Genomic DNA, 16,029 nt, shown 5'->3' on the forward strand with positions numbered 1-16,029 from the left:
ACGCTCGGCGTACCGGAAAATGGGGTTGATCTTCAGGAATTGCCCTGGTCGCGGGAGGGTACCTGGTCGTCGTAGGCGCCGATCCGGCCGCGATGGCGGGTGCCGTCGAGGAAAGGCCACGGGTTGGGCCTGCAGCCGTGCAGGCCGAGTGTCTGCTGCTGCATGACCGGGGCGAGGTCGCCCTTGCCGGGGCAGAGTTCGTGGGCCTGGCCGAGGCGGTGGCCGACCTCGTGGTTGATCACGTATTGGCGGTAGACGCCGAGGCTCGCGCCGTAATCCGGGACGCCCTTGGCCCAGCGGGCGACGTTGATGACGACGTTGTCGTGGCTGCGGCACGACGTGTAGCCGTCGGCGGCGCCCTCGCAGATCGAGTCGCGGGTCTTCGGCGTGACCAGCCAGATCGTGAAGTCGGCGCGATCGTCCGGGCCGACCCGCTGCAGCCGCCATTGCCCACCCGCGGTCCAACTCCGCGGATCACGCAGCGTGGCGGTCGCCGCGGACGCGAACTCGGTGGCGGTCACGCCGTGAATGTCCTTCTCGACGGCGATCCGGTAGCGCAGCAGCGTGCCCTTCTGGCCGGCCGGAGCGGCGGTCTCCCCCGCGGCGACCGCGTACTTCCGGCTGCCGCCGGCCGGGTAGGTGATCCTCTGCGCCCGCGGGGCCTCGGATTTCTCCGGGATCGCCGGCGGTGCGTGGGACGTCGGCTCCGGGAGCGGCGACTGGGCCTGCACGGCTGTGCCGCGGTCCATCAGGCCGTACACCGCGACCCCGCATCCGGCCAGGATGAGGAGCGCGGCCAGGAACGACAGTCGAGTTGATCTCACGAACCCCTGACGTGCGCCGAGGGGTCAGGGTTGCATTCGCGTGGCGCAGGTCATTCGGCCAGGGGCAGGATCGTGCGGCTGCGCCCCGGGCGCGGATAGGCCTCCGCCGCCGCGGCCAGGCGGGCGGCGTGGTCGCGCTGCTTCTGCCAGTGACCGTAGAGCGCGCCCCGCTGCGACAGCCGATCCACCTGCCGGATCGTGGCCGGGTCGACGTCCCCGGGCGGCGCGTCCCGCCACGGGGTCCCGGGCAGCGGCATGAACGTGTGCGCGTGGATCCGGGCGCCGAGATCGGCCAGCTCACGGGCCAGACGCAACGAGTCGTCGACGTCCTCCTGGTTCTCCCCCGGCATCCCGAAGATCATGTCAACGTTGATCTTGAAGCCCTCCTCGATGCCGAGCCGCGCCGCCCGCTTCACCTCCTCGACGCCGTGCCCCCGCTTGGCCGCGTCGAGCACCCGGTCCGACCCGGACTGGGCGCCCACGATGATGTTGTCGCAGTACTTCTTGACCAGCCGCAAGGTCTCCCGGGTCACGTGCTCGGGCCGGATCTCACTGGGGAACGAACCGAAGAAGACCCGCCCGTCCGGGCCGATCCCCTCCCGGCAGGAGGCCAGCAACTCCTCGACCGCGGCCAGGTTCGGCTCGTCGGTCTGACTGCCGTAGGAGAGCGCGGTCGGCGTGATGAACCGGACGTCACGGTTGCCGCGGGCGCGCATCTGATCGACGTGCCAGCGGACGTTGGCGACGCTGCGATGCCGGAAACGGGCCGAGAACATGAGCGGGGTCTGGCAGAAACGGCAGGCGTAGATGCAGCCCCGGGTGATCTCCAGGGCGTTGACCTTGTTCCACTTGAGGGCGAAGCCGGGAAAATCGTCGAGGGGGCGTTGTTTCGCCTTCCCGGTCTTGACGACTTGCCCATTGTGATCGTGATAGGCCAGTCCGGTGATGCCGGCCGGGTCGCCCTTCGCGTCGACCAGGCTGATCAACGTGGACTCGCCCTCGCCGATCGCGGCCATGTCCCAGCCCGCGTCGAGCGTCTGCACGGGCTCGGCGGTGGCGTGCACTCCCCCGGCCAGATGCGTCACGTTCGGCCCGTTGGCCAAGCTTTTTACCTGCTTCAACTCCTCGGCCAGAGCAGCGGCGTCAGGAGAATAGAAAGACCAGAGCACGAGGGTGCGGACATTGCCGGCCTCGCGGATGTGACGAGCGGTCTCCTCGACCGACTCGCCGAAACGGACCTCGTAGCGGGTGGTGGTGTCGTGCTCGCCGAGGGCACCGAGGAGCGCGTGGAAGCCGTAGGTCACCGCCTTGCGATAACGCAGCACCAGAACGAGGTCCAGACCAGCCATGCGGCGATTCTGCCAGCCCGATTCCCACCATCCGGGTCCGACACGGGACAACCGGGTTGCCCGGCCTCCTGCAGCGCACATAGATTGACGTTCGTGCATGATGCCGATGCGGCGGAGGAGTGGCTCGATTCCTGGGTGGCCGGAGTGGATGCACAGGCCTCCCGCACGGTGGAGCTGTCTCGCCGGGTGGCGGCGCTGACCAGCAGCGCACGCAGCCGGGACGGGTCCATCACGGTCACGGTCGGGTCCGCCGGACAACTCCAATCGCTCGACCTCGATGACAGCGCCCTACGGACGAACGGCGCGGACCTGAGCCGGCTCATCATGACGCTGATCGGGCAGGCCCAAGCACAACTCTCGGAACAGGTCACCGAGCAGGTCCGCCAGACCGTCGGCCTCGACACCGAAACCGGACAAGCCGTGGTGCACTCCTACGCGACCCGCTTCCCGGCTCCGGCCGACGAGCAGCGACACGACCGTCGTGCCTGGTGAACTGCGATTCTCCGCCGCTGACGTGCAGCGGCACGCCCAGAGCACGGATGCCGTCGCCGACGCTGTCGAGCAGGCCCGCTCCGCGGTCGACGAGATCACGATGGACAGCCCGGCTTACGGCCAGTTGTGCCAGTTCCTGCCGGGCCTGCTGAACCCGATCTTCGCCCTGGCAGCCGGCACGCTCGCCGAGACCAGCGAAGCGCTGCGCGAGAGCGCTCACCACCTCCGCACGGCGGCTGCCGAGATCACGGGCACTGACGACGCCGCTGCGGACCATCTGCGCCACGCCGCCCGACCCGGGAGTCAACCCCTGTGACGGCGAACCCGTTGGTGGCCGGAAGCACCGGCTCGACCACCTCGTACACCGGATTCGGCCTGCTCGAAGACGCCGCCGACATCACCAACGGCATCCGCAATCACAGCTGGGTCGACCCTGCCCTCGGCGGGGTGGGCGCCGGGCTGGACATGCTGTCGCTGACCGTCGACCCACTGGGCACCCTGGTCTCCTGGGGCGTCGCATGGCTGATGGAACACGTTCGCCCCCTCCGGGACGCGCTGGATCGGCTCGCGGGCAACGCCGACGAGGTCGCCGCCCACGCGGCGACGTGGGCCAACGTCGCCGCGTTCACCGACCAAGCCCGCCGGCAATACCTCGATCGGCTCCGTACGGAGGTCGCCGACTGGTTCGGCGCGGCCGGCGACGCGTACCGCCGGCACGCCGACACGCATCTTCAGGTGCTGGAAGGGCTCAGCACTGCGGCACAGGGAATCTCGTACGCGGTCGAAGGTGCCGGCCTCCTCGTGGCCCTGGTCCGCGGCATCGTCCGCGACCTGATCGCCCAGTTCATCGGCACTCTCGCCGCCCGGCTACCGCAGTGGCTCGCCGAAGAAGGAGTCACCCTCGGCCTCGCCACACCCGTCGTCGCGGGCCAGGTCGCCACCCTCGTCGCCACCTGGGTCAACAAGATTCAGCACTTCGTCCGGGCCCTGCTCAGCAGCCTGCGCCGGCTGCACCCCATGCTCGGCAAACTCGCCGACACCTTCACCAGGCTGCGCGCCCGCAACCACGATCTGGCCGTCACCGATCCGATTGACCCGCCCGTCACCAGCGAGTTCCGCCCCGACTTTCCCCGTGGCGCCGACTTCGTCCACAGCGGCGAAGGCATCTCCGAGCGCGCCGCCGAGGCGTACCGGCGCATTCGCAACAGCCCGCAAGACACGCCCCGGATCACCGCGAACACCGGCATCGACCCACGAATCATCGAAGGCATGCGCCAGAACCTGTTCGTCCAACAGCACGACGTTCCGTTAGGACCCAACCACTTCGAGCGCGGCTACTTCACTCCCGACGACGACATCGCCGACCTCTGGGACGCAGCCGCCGCGGGCTCGCTCGATGCGGGGCAGCTGGAGGCTTTCCGCAGCCTTGCCGCTCATGAATACGTGGAGAACCGGCTGATGGACGCCGGTCTGCCCTATCGATCGGCGCATCCCGCTGCCTTCGATGCGGACGGCGATCCCATCCTCAGCCCCGACCATCCCGGAGCCCATGACGTGGCTCCCCATGAATACCGGCCCGACGCGCCGCTGGCGCACTGGCGACTATTCGGCATCGACGGCTCTCACCTGCGCCTGGCCGACGATCTTTCGAACCTCGATGAGGTTGTCGCCACCGCTCTGCGAGGATTGAACCGATGACACCTGACGAAGCCGTACGCGCCATGGCCGCCCGCCTCGGCGCCATCAATTGGGACCGTCACGGCGACAAGGCCTGGTCCAAGGCGGTACTGCTGAAGGAGTACTTTCGCCGTGCCGCGCGCTGGGCCGCCGCCTACGGGTGCGATTCACCGGTTCCGTTCTTCGACATCGCTGCCTGCGTGGATTCCACCGTGCGCGCCGATCGACATCTGATCGACGATGTTGTGGCTGATGCGAACACCCGTGGAAGCCGAAGCGTCAAACGCTTACTGCCCTTCATTCTGCACTGGTCCGCGATTCGACCCACGCTCGACGCTGATCTGCTCCAGCGGCTGGAGGATCCCTTCGAACCTCTGATCCTGTTGTTCGAGCGCGGCGGTGGCTTCCACACCGCGAACGGCGAGGTCGACCTGGAGTTGAAGTCGGTTCGCATGGCCGGCTGGCGCGGACGGGCCGACGATCCTCCGATAACGAGCTTCGCTGCTGATGACCTCGACCAAATAGATCGGGATGGCTCGATCGCACAGTTCGGCCGGGTCATCGAACCCCTTTAGCGAGCCTCAACGGCTGCGATCCGGGCACATTGCCATGCGAACGGACAACTAGCAGTTCGGGTGGCTACGGGTAGGCGTAGATGCAGCCACGGGTCCTTCACACCAGGCCGCCCGTATCGCCGGCCGGGGCACTCGATGCTGATGGGAAAAGGCCGTCGGCGCGGCGCTCCAACCGCTCGCGTAGCTGCTCGAAGTGCTCGGAACGCTCCTGCATGTCGGCGCTGTTGGCCTTCTCCGCCATCATGTCCTCGAGCTTCTCCGCAGCCGCCCGCTGCTCCGCAACGATGCGCCCCACCACTTCCGCGAGCTCCTTCTCGGTCATCTCCGCGGCCCCCGCGGCGGCCGGGCTGCCGAGCAGGCCGGTCAGGATATCCGTCCACTGCCGGCTGAGCCGCTCGGTGTACTCGGCGCGACGCACCCGCACATCATGCTCGCAATCCAGTCTGATCAATTGCTCCCAGTACGGCCGGACAGCCTCTTTGACCTGCTCGTCCAGCTCCACCCATATGTACGGTCGGCAGGTCGCCCCCACTCCCCGCCAGACGAACGGCCACGGGCCGTCCTCGACGAGTGTCTGCTGCAGTTCCTGCTCCAAGTCCTGGGCGTGGTGGGGTGCGTGGTTACGTGCGTGCCGCGCTGCAAGCGCCGTCAGCCGCCTGATCGGGTACGGCGCGAGGGCATCCATGAGACTCGACAACTGCTCCTGGTAGATGCCCTCCGCATACCAGTGAAAGGTGGCGTGCACCCGGAAGGTGAAGACGTGACCACCCGCCAGTACTACCAGGGGTGTCTGCAGCTTGCGCCGTCCACGCACCTGCGAGGGCGGAGGCGGCGGAACCGGAGTCGGCGGAACCGGAGCCGCCGGCAGCGGATCCGGCGGGATCAACGCCCGGATGAACGCCCGCCAGAGCCGGCCAAGCCAAGCGCTGATCCGGAGCCACCAACTCACCGAAGGCCCAACCGGGCCGGTCTCAACGCTCACGGGCCGTCTTTCCTTCCATCTTTACCCACTTAGGAATTATTTTTCCAATTTCGGGCGCTCTGGTCAGGTAGAAGGTGATCCGTCGTCGGCTCGCCGCGGTCGAGATCATCGCGTCCAGCAGCGCGACAACATGTACCCGCACGTCGTCGTTGCCGTCCGCGTAGCGAATCCACGAAGCGAGGGTGGCCCCAGCCTCCGACGCGCAGACCGGATCGAAGAACGCGCAGCTCCAGAGGCGACCCAGGCCTCCTGAATCGATCTGTCCTTCGACGATCCGTTGCAGCAGATCGGGCCGGCCGTCCAAGGACGTCGATTCGATCCGGGCAGTCAATGCCACGGCCGCCCGCGCGACGTGTACCCGGAATGGCGCGACGGATGGCCAGCCAGCAAGCTCGTCAAGGATCCAGCCGGCCCGCTCAGGGCGGTAGAGCTGATTCACCGCCGCCGCAACCGCATGGCGAGGCTCCTGCATCGGATCCTCAGCTATTCGCAACAGGTCCAGCATGCTCCACGCCAGGAACGTCTGTTCAAGGCCGCTGGCGTAGACGCGTGCGGCCGTGTCGTGCTGATACTTGTAATTTCCAGAGCACCACTCGCGAAGCTTGGCCCGCACCTTCGGCGCCGCATCGCCACCCTTCGCCGAGTAGGTCAGGGCCCACGCCGCAGCCTGACGGACCGCTCTCCTCGGCGACTTCGCCCAGTCGTCGATCAATTCCTTGTACACGCGGGCAAAGTCGAGATCAGCCAGTAGTCCGGCGGCCTCGGCGGCCGCTCGCTGCATGACCTCGTCGTTCTCTCGGACCAGCCGATCGAGCCACTTCAGCAGGGGCCGCCGAGTGCCGTCAAAATCGTGCCAGGCCACATCAATGATCGCACCACGCAGGCCAGGATCACGGATCCACGCGGTGCGGGAGGATCCGATGCGCTCGGTGCCCGATTCAGAGGCGGCCACCCAGTCGGCCTTCAGGTCCTCGCCGAGCAACTCCTGGACTGGATGCTGCAGTGCCATGCTGCCCCAGTTCGAGCGAAGCGCCGCGCTGTCAATCTCGTTCAGAAGCAGGTCCGCCGCTTCGAAAACGTAGTGGAGCGGGCGGCGCCGGAAGACCGCGTATGCCAACCGGAAGGCCCGCTCATGCTGACTTGTCCGGCGCAGGCGGGCACGATCATCCGGCTTCGGCAGCATGATGTTCGAAGCGCGTTCCCGACGCTTGGGCTGGGAGCCCTGAAGGATGGCGTGCAGGGCCTCCGAATTCGACGGCAACTTGGCCTTGACCGCTGCCGCGAGGGCGACACACTCCTTCGGACCGTAGGTCGCCTTGAGCTCGTGGTCCACCGCCGCCCGGCTCTCATCCACGGTCAGCTGCACGGACTGCGGCAACGTACCGAGGTGGTTGTGGAACACGGCAAACGGATCGGGTGCGCAGTGCGACACCTCACCACCGTGCCGGTCCCACCGCCGCACCCGGCCTTCTTTGATCAGGAGCAGACTGGAGTGGCGGCCGCGAAACATGGGCGTGAGCTTGCGCATCACGGCGAGGTGATCGTCCTCCGCGAGCCTCAGCACGAATCCGCTATCGCCTGCCACCAGGTCCGGCGTTTCGATCAGCCGCTCGGGCGGTACGCCGGTGGGCAGCACCACCTCATGCACACACCAAGGTCCGTACCGCCGGGCGAGCGCGGCTACCGCCGTACTGAATCGCCCGGAGTTCCGGGGGCCGAGCAGGCAGAGCGTCGACCGCTCCACCAGCGAAGCGTCGAGGGTCGCGTCCGCGTCGGTCGGTGCATAGACCGCCAGCAGACCGTCGACACCGGAAAGCACACCGATGATGGGATCAAGCGGCTTCTCCCCGTAATAGTTGTTGTGCATCGTGTTGTGTGCACCGAGTTGCGTCGGCCCGTGAGCGGTAGTGCCGGTGACCTGCATGCTGGGCTGAGACTGCCCGACGGTAGTCAGGCCGAGGTACCGGGCGCCGAACAACTCCTCGGCAACATCCAGATCGACGCTCAGCGCGCCGGGGTCGATGGGGCCGTCGTCGTCCGACATCCCCTCGTGCTCCCGTGAAGGTCCGGACGCAACGGGCGAATCCTGCGGCTGCTCGTCATCCACGGGGATTCCCCATGGTGTTGTGGTTGCCGAACTGGGTGGGCCCGTGGGTGGTGACGCCGTGGAAGACCTGACCGGCCGCAGGGGCCGAGGCCGACGGCGCCGGGCGCGGCTCGTTCGCCCGAGAACTGCCGCCGCCCATGGTCTCGCCGGGAACATGGATCCATGCTGTCGCTTCGAAGTTCTTTTCCGGTATCTCGGCCACAACCTTGGCGAACTGGTCCGGCCGAAGGTCCTGATAGTGCACGATGACGTCGCGATACAGCGAGTCGGAGACGATCAGCGCGGCGTTGGCAACCCAGTGCGTCCGCAGCGCTTGTTTGAGCTGCGGCGAGTCGTTCAACCGGCAGACATGCACGACCGCATCGCTGGGAAAGCCATTGGCGCCGTCAAGATGAACCAGTCCCTGGTGGACCGCGAGACGCAGTCGAATCCTTGCCTCCGAAGCCAGTCCTTGATTGTGTTCCCGTAACAGCCGATCTACGACCGGCGCGAGCTTCCCGACGATCGCGCGCTCGCTGACCTGTGGCGGCAGGATGGCTAGCTCGCCGTCGCCACCTGGCTGGATACGCCAGCTATTGCGGTCCAACCCGGCTTCCGCGCAAGCCTTCTCCATAATCTGCTTGAACGCGACCTGGGCGCGATGCTGCAGCACGTTGCTGCGCTTGCTGTAACTCTCCATGTCGACGGCGACGACGACTCGGCGGTGGGGATCCTGCATGACGGGCCCTTCGGATACGGGTGCGGGTCGCCCTCCTTCCTACCGGCGTAGACAGCAGCCAACTACGTACTTCTATGGGTTGTCCGGAACCTGATCTTCAGCTCGAACACGTAGGAGGATGCCATCGTCACCGGCATCCAGCGATTCACTGAACAGCATGACCGTTGCCCATCAGTCCGACGTCAACCTCGACCTCGGCTCCGCCCTCTACACCGCTACGTCGCTGCAGACCACCATTCGCCACGCCGATGTCAAGGCACAGAGCATGCTCGGCCTGCTAGGCGGCTCGGTTGTCATCGTCCTGCAGCAAGTACCGGCCCTGGAACGCTGCGGCAGCACTTCGCTGCTGGCTGCCACCGCCGTCGCAGCCGTCGCCTGGCTCGCTGCTCTGACAATCGGCGCCTGGCATCTACTGGCAGCGGTGTCGCCGCGCCTGTCTCCGGCCAGCCGCGCCAATCGGTTCACCTTGCCGACCAAGCGACCCGCCACGATCAGCGCCCGTGAACAGCGCAACGAGGCCTGGGATCTGGTGTCGGTCCTGGCTGGCATCGCAGTGGCCAAGCATTCCCGGGTAGGGCGGGCCAGTCCCGCTGTTGCGGTCGCCGCGATGGCGGCGGGGACCTTGACGGCGCTCACCACGATCGCGGCGATCGCCATGTAGCACGGAAAGAGGTGACGTGATGTAGTCAGACATGCACGAGAGGTCATATCCCTCGATGACGCGGAGGTAGGCGTGACCGACACTTCCTGGCTACCCGGAACGCTTTTGCGTCGCATCGACGAAACCAGCCGCCGCGCGCTGCTCCGGCTGGGAGTTGAGCGGACCGCAGCGGCGTCCCGCGTGCTGCTGCGCGAGGGCGTCCAGGAGTCACACGTGATTCTCCTGGACGACGCCCTCGCGAAGGTGACCGTGGCGATGGCCGACGGCCGGCAGGCGCTCATCGATGTCCGCGTCTCAGGCGACGTGATCGGCGAACCGCGCTCAGCAACGGTGACCGCGTGCCGGACCTCGAGGATCCGGATCATCCAGCGCAGCGAACTTCGCGCCTTCCTCCGCGGCCATCCGGACGCGGCCATGGAACTGGCCGGCATCGTCGCGAACCGCCTGCGCACCGCGAACCGCCGGCGCGTCGACTTCGCGGCCCACCCCGTCAAGGTACGCCTGGCTCGGATCCTCTGGGAGATCGCTACAGCCTACGGCTATCGCGACCACAACGGCATCGCCGTCGACATCCACCTGACTCAGGACGAGCTGGCGACCATGTGTGGCGCCGCCGAGATCACGCTGCAGAAGGCCCTGCGCGATCTGCGAACGGCCGGCATCATAGCCACCGGCTACCGCCGGATGTTGGTACGCGACGCCGCCGCCCTTCAGTCGCGCGCTGACGCACCCTGACATCGCCTCAGGGCTCGCGCAGAGGTATCGTCGCGCCGACCTGACAACAGGTCTACCAACAAGCCGATGTCCATATCGAGGATGATCGTGCCGCGACCGAGGATCGGGGCAAAAACGACGTGATGCGTCGGGCATGGTGCCGGCTCACCGCCCAGACTGACGCCCGCGCCAGAACCACCGGCAGCCGTGACAGCGCCGAACGCAACTCGCTGCCCATGGTATGTCAAGCGCCGGCTTTGACAGAGAGCTGGTCAGCTGACTTCCAGGGGCGCGCTGACCGGCTGGCTCATCGCGGGTTGCGCCCTCCAGCGACGGTCCTCGGTCGGAGTTGGACGTCCAACGCTATTTATCCACGTAGTGGTAACGGCAGGACAGGATCTCCAACTGATCGGAGGCCCCTGCGATTCGATACACCAGTCGATGTTCCTCGTTGATCCGCCGGGATGCCCATCCCGAGAGGTCGCCCTTGAGGAGTTCAGGCTTCCCGATACCACCATCCTCGCCGCACTGAATGTCCTTGATCAACGCATTGGTCCGCTTGAGGACTTTTCGGTCAGCCGAATGCCAGTGGACGTACTCGTCCCACGCGCTCGGGTGCCACAGGATTTTCACCTACCAGGCTCCGCGCCATCCTCGATCAACGCGCGCACAACGCCTTCACCCGCTTCCATCTCCGCCATCCGGCGCCGTAGCTCGCGGCCGTTGGCGCCCCGAGACAGGTACTCGGTTTCCCGCCAGGCGTCGTACTCACTCTTACGCATGACCACCAGCGGCTCGTGTCCGCTTCGGGTGACGACAAGATCCTCGGCGTCGTCCTCGATAGCGTCGAACGCGTTGGCAAGATTGGCGCGCAGGTCGGACGCGGTTATGACCTTCATCAATCCCCCTTTGGCGTTGTACGTTATACCGTACAACTTTACCTCCGACCTTGCCATATAGAAGGCCGCAGAGCCTGATCACGGACTCCGCAGGCACCGATCACCTCATCGATCGGTCACCCAGGTAGAAGATGCCCCTTGATCGGCAGGCGTAGATGCAGCTGCGGCTGATCTCCAGAGAGTTGATCTTGCTTCACGTGAGGGCGAAGCCGGGGAAGTCGTCGAGGGCGCGTTGTTTCGCCTTCCCGATCTGCTTCACATCGCCGCCGGTGTCACGGTAGGCGGCTTCCCCACTTTCCCGTACAACGACGCCGAGGGGACACTGTTCGCCGAGGCAGAGGTCGAATACCCAGACCGCACTCGTCAGAGATCCTGGCCGTCCAGCCCGGGACGCCGAAACCACGCGCGTTCGCCGCGACTCGTCAGGCGCTCGAACTGCAGCCGGAGGTCAGCGCACTCTGCCGACCTGTCGATGATGCTGATCTGGCCCAGGACCACTGCCGACCGCTTCGGTGGGGCCTAAGATGGAAGACCTCGGTCACCCACCGGTCGGCCAGTGCTTGACGCGGGAGTGGACGATGATCAGCAGGACGTGGCGGCTCGCGGCCTTGAAACGGTGCACATGTCGAACGCGTCCGGCGAACGCCGGACAGGTATCGTAGTCGGGACGAAAGGCTGCGGTCGGCTTCGGGAATCGCGGAGGGGGCACGGTGAGCGCTCAAGCTTTCGGCGCAAAGATGCCGACGCACGTGACCCTGGACGACGTCGCCAGCATGGCAGCCGCCGACGAGAACCACCGGTACGAGTTGAGTCCCGAGGGAGTGCTTTCTATCATGCCCCCCGCGGACCCGGAACACGCGTTGCTGGTGATGCGCATGATCCTTTGGCTCGCCGGCCACGGCTACGAAGCCGAACAGCTCGCGGCCGACTGCGGCATCGACGTCGGTGGTGGCCGCGTTCCCGACCTGACGGTGTGGGCCAAAGGTATGCCCCCGCGTCGCTCACGCTCAAGCTACGCGGGCACCTCCGGGCTACTGCTTGCCGTCGAAGTTGTATCCGGCGGTTCCGAAGTCATTGACCGGATCATCAAGAAGGCCGAGTACGCCAAAGCCGGCATTCCGCGATACTGGGTCGTCGAGCGCGACGGTGGAGCGACCGTACACCGGCACGTCCTGAACGATGTCGGCGAGTACGAACCCGACCCCGCGGGGCCTCAGCCTCTCACCTGGCTTCTGACCTCTGACCCTGACATAGAGTAGTTCTCGGTAACGCAGATCTGGTCCGTAGCCGCCGCCCGAGCTTGGCGTGCCAAGCGGCGTCGAGCGTCTGCGCGGGCTCGGCGGGACGAAGCCGTACGTGCCATGGCCGCCCGCTCATTGCTGGTCATCTCCGTCGACGAGGCGCCGGGCACATCGCCAACATGGTGGTCTTGAGCGTGTCCGCGGCCCAGCCGACCACCCGGCCGGCAAAGCCTCGTCCGGATCCGGGGTGCCCAGACAGGTGCTCAACAGCGTTGCCGGGTAGCCGGAGGACCTGACGCCCTCGGGCTACCCGGCCTGCTCGGGAGGATCGTTCGCGGCCGGCCGCGTGACGCGAGATCAGCCGTTGGACGGAGCCGTTTCCCGGTCGATCGGCAACTCGTCGCTGCCCGGGGGCGAGCCGTCGCCGGCCGGCGGTGGCCCCACGCCGCTGAACCGGCACCTGGGTGTGATCGTGATCAGGGCGGATTCTGACGTTTGCACGCCGGCACCGGTTGCTGTGACGGTGACCCGTACGTGCCCGGTCCTGGCCGCGGTCAGGACTCCCGCCGAGGTGACGCTCGCTCCGGCGGTGTTGGTGTCCATCGGGGCGATCTGGTAGCTGTACGTCGTTGCCGGGTTGGCCGGGACCACACTCGCGGACAGCTTCGTCCCCGAGGATGCCTGGTCGAGCGGCAATTTCCGGTCGCCGAAGTCGACCCGCGACGTGTAGGCGTTCGGGAACGCCGAGCCGGCGGCGTTCGGTGCGCCGGAGGTCACCACGACCGGGAAGGTGGTCGACTTGCTCTCCCGGTTGGCGGTGGCCTTGGCCGTGATCAGGACGGCGCCCGTGGCCACGGGCTTGACGGAGCCGCTGGCGTCGACCGTCGCGACCGCCGGGTCGGAGGAGGTGTACTTCACCTTGAGCGCCCGATCGGAGAGATCCCAGAACGTCATGTCGTGCTTGGTGACCGACAGCTGGGCGTTGATCCGGTTGTCGGGGGTGTCCAGGCTCAACTCGGTGGCGTCCGGCTGGGCCGAGACCACCTCGACGCCGGCCGTGCGGTGCCCGGTCACCCGCAGGCTCACCGACTTCAGGTCCGCGCCGGCCGAGCTCGGACCGGCCAGGATGGTCCAGTCTCCCGTGGGGAACACCTTCGTGTGCTTCATGTCGTCCCAGAACCACAGGTCACCCGCACCGATGGTGACTTTCACGGTCGCGGGAGTCCCGGCGATCAGGCCGCTCTTGACGAAACCCTTCAGCTGCTTGAGCGGGCGCTGACTCCCGTCGGCTCCCTTCGGAGCTCGGGCGTAGACCTCCACGACGGCCTTACCCGGGTTGTCGGCGACCCGATTCGACACCGGCACCGAGACCGTCACCGCATCGTCGGGAGTGATCTTCGGAGAGGACAGTCTCGGGGTGCCGTAGACGAACGGCGAGTACGACAGACCTTGACCGAACACGTAGTGGGGCGCCGCGCAGCCGGGACCGACCCGGTAGTAGAGATAGGTCCGGCCGCACTTGGCGCCTTCCGCCTTGGTCATCCGGTAGTCCTCGATCGCGCGGTCCGGAGCGGCCGCCGGCCCGAGTTGTGCGTCAACGTCGGAGTACCAGGTCAGCGGCAGCTTGCCCGAGAAGTTGGCCACCGCGGTACGCCCGTCCTCGAGCTTCACCGCGTCGTTGAACAGCAACTCGGGCATCGCCTTGCCCTGGTACATGCCGTTGAAGGACGACCAGACGATCGCCCCTACGCCCGGCAGGTCCTTGAACGCGCTGACGTCGACCATGGTCTTGGCCTGGATCCACACCACGATCTTCTTGCCGTATTTCTGGGCGAGCGGGGCGATCGAGTCCCGGATCAGTTCGGCCTGCATGCGTGGCATGACGACCGTGGAGCGGTCCGCGCCCTCGCCGCCGTCGTTGTTCCGGTGACCGGCGACGACCACGATATTGTCGGCCTGCGAGATCTGGTACTCGGCGGTCGCCGCGTCCGTCACGGGATCGCAGGGGCTGCTGGCGCACACCGAGGTGGTGATCGCGGTGCCGTCGGCGTCAAGGACGTCGGGGAACAGCGCGAGGTGGTCGGACAGGAACGGCGTTCTGGACCCCGCGGTCACGGCCGAGGCGGGCAGCCCCGTCCGCTCGGCCAGCGCTTGGGCGAAGGTGGTGTTGACAGCCGTGGGCCCGGAGTAGGAGCCCGACTGGAACGCGTTGAGGGAGTCCACGTGCCCCAGGGCGATTGTCCTGCCGGTCGCCGCGCCCGCGAACGGGAGCGTTCTGAGGGTGTTCTTCAGCAGCACGGGCGCCTCGAGGGCGGACTCGTGCGCAACCGCACGGTGCGCCGGCGAAGCCAGCTTGACGTCCGGATCACCGGCCGCGGACAGCGAGTAGGACTCGCTGTTCCAGGGGACCGAGCCGACGGGGTCGAACTCGCCCAACTGGAACCGTGCGGTGAAGGCGCGGACAAGCGCGACATCGAGGTCGGACTCGCTGACGAAGCCTTGACTCTGAGCCGCCGGGAGGCCGGTCGCCGTGGGGTAGTCACCGCCCGAGCAGTCGAGGTCGGTTCCGGCCTTGAGCGCCCAGGCGTTGCCGAGGGTCTTGCCGATCTGCGTCTGACCGCCGAGTTGGACCGGATGCCAGGAATGTCCCGACGTCCCGGTTCCGTACACGCGGGTGATCGCATCGCAGTCGGAGACGACGTAACCGTCGAAGCCGTACGACCGGCGCAGCATGGTCTCGAGGGAGTACCGGCTCGCCGCAGCGGGCGTCCCGGGAGTACCGCCGGGGGTGGCATTGTCGCGCGGGCTCCACAGGGTCGGGTAGCTCGCGGCGGACGGATAGTCCCTCGTGTAGTCCTCCACCAAGGACAAGGCGTTGTAGGCGGCCATCAGCGACCGCGCGCCCGCCTTGCCGGCCGAGGCCGCGAAGGGCGGCAGGAAATACTCGTGCATCGAACGCTCGGTGAAGTTCGACGTGCCGAAGTCGCGGTTCGCCTCGGAGTTGTTCGCCAGATAATGCTTCGGCGTGGCAACCGCCTGAACGTAGTCGTGCGCCCTGGTGGGAATCGTGTCGGGACGCGACACGGTGTCGCCCTGCAAACCTGTCACGAAGGCGCCGGCCACCTGGCCGGCCAGGAAGGGATCCTCGGTGTACGACTCGTCCGCCCGCCCCCACCGGGGATCGCGGTTGAGGTTCTGGTTCGGCGACCAATAGGTCAAGCCGTGACAGGCGCCACCGACGGGGTCGGGGTTCGCCACACCCGGCGGGCAGGACGTGTTGTAGGTGACGCGGGCCTCGTCGGCGATACCGCCGGCAATCTCCCGGGTGATGGCCGGATTCCACGTCGATGCGATCGAGGTGCTCTGCGGATATTGCGTGTAGTTGCCGTTGCCGGGGATGGTCGGGAAGTAGATCCCATGATTCGCCTCCCCCCAGTACCCGTACGACTTCACGCCCAGCCGGTCGATCGCCTTCGGCTTCGGACGCCAGGTCGCATGCGGCTGCATCGCTATGAGCTGGTCGTACTTCTCCTCCAGCGTCATACGGGAGACCAGGTCCGCCGCACGGACGCTGAACGGCAGCGAGGTGTCCTTGTACGCCGGCGTTCCGTCGGCGGACGCCGAAGTCGGTCGCACGAACCCGCCGAGTGAGCCCACGGCCACAGCCCACGCCAGCCCGAACGCCAAGAACCCGCGCCCTGGACTCCTGGAGCCTCTGCCGTGCCCTTTCCCTCGCGAGGGCACAGAACTGGTCTTCACCATGTGAAGGTCTCCCTGTCCAAGGTGGCGA

The 16,029-nt window shown here is 67.0% G+C and carries 15 protein-coding genes; 7 read left to right on the top strand and 8 right to left on the bottom strand.

All coding sequences use genetic code 11. The features are described from left to right. Positions 1-32 precede the first annotated feature (32 nt). Both ACH442_RS31845 and ACH442_RS31850 read right to left on the bottom strand, forming a co-directional pair. On the bottom strand, positions 33-824 hold the full coding sequence (locus tag ACH442_RS31845; RefSeq protein ID WP_396341831.1) for a DUF3152 domain-containing protein: 792 nt from the start codon (positions 822-824) through the stop codon (positions 33-35). Positions 825-874: 50 nt separating this feature from the next. Beyond that, positions 875-2,173, bottom strand: coding sequence for a TIGR04013 family B12-binding domain/radical SAM domain-containing protein (locus tag ACH442_RS31850; RefSeq protein ID WP_396341832.1), 1,299 nt, complete (start codon positions 2,171-2,173; stop codon positions 875-877). A gap of 93 nt (positions 2,174-2,266) precedes the next feature. Here ACH442_RS31850 and ACH442_RS31855 point away from each other — a divergent pair, with 93 nt between their 5' ends. Genes ACH442_RS31855 through ACH442_RS31870 form a run of 4 tightly spaced genes read left to right on the top strand, consistent with a single transcriptional unit; the run spans position 2,267 to position 4,917 of the window. Further along, entirely contained in the window at positions 2,267-2,665 is a 399-nt protein-coding gene (locus tag ACH442_RS31855; protein WP_396341833.1) for a YbaB/EbfC family nucleoid-associated protein, read from the top strand. Next, entirely contained in the window at positions 2,655-2,981 is a 327-nt protein-coding gene (locus tag ACH442_RS31860; protein ID WP_396341834.1) for a type VII secretion target, read from the top strand. Before ACH442_RS31855 ends, ACH442_RS31860 begins: the two co-directional genes overlap by 11 nt. Then, complete coding sequence (locus ACH442_RS31865; RefSeq protein ID WP_396341835.1) at positions 2,978-4,363, top strand: WXG100 family type VII secretion target; 1,386 nt, start codon at positions 2,978-2,980, stop codon at positions 4,361-4,363. The genes ACH442_RS31860 and ACH442_RS31865 overlap by 4 nt, the downstream gene beginning before the upstream one ends. Then, the gene (locus ACH442_RS31870; RefSeq protein WP_396341836.1) at positions 4,360-4,917 is read left to right on the top strand and encodes a hypothetical protein; all 558 of its coding nucleotides are present in this window, start codon (positions 4,360-4,362) and stop codon (positions 4,915-4,917) included. Before ACH442_RS31865 ends, ACH442_RS31870 begins: the two co-directional genes overlap by 4 nt. Positions 4,918-5,014: 97 nt before the next feature. Here the strand turns inward: ACH442_RS31870 and ACH442_RS31875 are convergent, their stop codons facing one another. The 3 genes from ACH442_RS31875 to ACH442_RS31885 all read right to left on the bottom strand — a co-directional run bounded on the left by ACH442_RS31875 (position 5,015) and on the right by ACH442_RS31885 (position 8,724). Next, positions 5,015-5,713 carry a hypothetical protein gene (locus ACH442_RS31875; protein WP_396341975.1) on the bottom strand — a complete coding sequence of 233 codons (699 nt, stop codon included), beginning with the start codon at positions 5,711-5,713 and terminating at the stop codon, positions 5,015-5,017. Between the two features lie 175 nt (positions 5,714-5,888). Then, entirely contained in the window at positions 5,889-8,006 is a 2,118-nt protein-coding gene (locus ACH442_RS31880) for a hypothetical protein (RefSeq protein ID WP_396341837.1), read from the bottom strand. After that, positions 7,999-8,724 carry a hypothetical protein gene (locus ACH442_RS31885; RefSeq protein ID WP_396341838.1) on the bottom strand — a complete coding sequence of 242 codons (726 nt, stop codon included), beginning with the start codon at positions 8,722-8,724 and terminating at the stop codon, positions 7,999-8,001. The genes ACH442_RS31880 and ACH442_RS31885 overlap by 8 nt, the downstream gene beginning before the upstream one ends. Before the next feature lie 157 nt (positions 8,725-8,881). Here ACH442_RS31885 and ACH442_RS31890 point away from each other — a divergent pair, with 157 nt between their 5' ends. Together ACH442_RS31890 and ACH442_RS31895 are read left to right on the top strand one after the other, a co-directional pair. Further along, a complete protein-coding gene (locus ACH442_RS31890; protein ID WP_396341839.1) occupies positions 8,882-9,385 on the top strand; it encodes a hypothetical protein in 504 nt (167 codons plus the stop codon). Between the two features lie 72 nt (positions 9,386-9,457). After that, positions 9,458-10,120 (top strand): Crp/Fnr family transcriptional regulator, encoded by a 663-nt coding sequence (locus ACH442_RS31895; RefSeq protein WP_396341840.1) that lies wholly within the window; start codon positions 9,458-9,460, stop codon positions 10,118-10,120. Between the two features lie 342 nt (positions 10,121-10,462). On the opposite strand, the gene ACH442_RS31900 is transcribed toward ACH442_RS31895, so the two are convergent. Continuing rightward, positions 10,463-10,732: a Txe/YoeB family addiction module toxin gene (locus ACH442_RS31900; RefSeq protein ID WP_396341841.1), complete on the bottom strand. Its 270-nt coding sequence runs from the start codon at positions 10,730-10,732 to the stop codon at positions 10,463-10,465. After that, the gene (locus ACH442_RS31905) at positions 10,729-10,998 is read right to left on the bottom strand and encodes a type II toxin-antitoxin system Phd/YefM family antitoxin (RefSeq protein ID WP_396341842.1); all 270 of its coding nucleotides are present in this window, start codon (positions 10,996-10,998) and stop codon (positions 10,729-10,731) included. Before ACH442_RS31905 ends, ACH442_RS31900 begins: the two co-directional genes overlap by 4 nt. A gap of 749 nt (positions 10,999-11,747) precedes the next feature. Between ACH442_RS31905 and ACH442_RS31910 the strand changes: the two genes are divergently transcribed. Further along, positions 11,748-12,257, top strand: coding sequence for a Uma2 family endonuclease (locus ACH442_RS31910; protein WP_396341843.1), 510 nt, complete (start codon positions 11,748-11,750; stop codon positions 12,255-12,257). A 339-nt stretch (positions 12,258-12,596) separates the two neighbouring features. Here ACH442_RS31910 and ACH442_RS31915 read toward each other — a convergent pair whose 3' ends face one another. Then, positions 12,597-15,875 carry a glycoside hydrolase family 3 C-terminal domain-containing protein gene (locus tag ACH442_RS31915; protein ID WP_396341844.1) on the bottom strand — a complete coding sequence of 1,093 codons (3,279 nt, stop codon included), beginning with the start codon at positions 15,873-15,875 and terminating at the stop codon, positions 12,597-12,599. Between the last annotated feature and the right edge of the window lie 154 nt (positions 15,876-16,029).

It is taken from the genome of Actinoplanes sp. NPDC020271, from assembly GCF_044388125.1.
Taxonomy (GTDB): Bacteria; Actinomycetota; Actinomycetes; order Mycobacteriales; family Micromonosporaceae; genus Actinoplanes.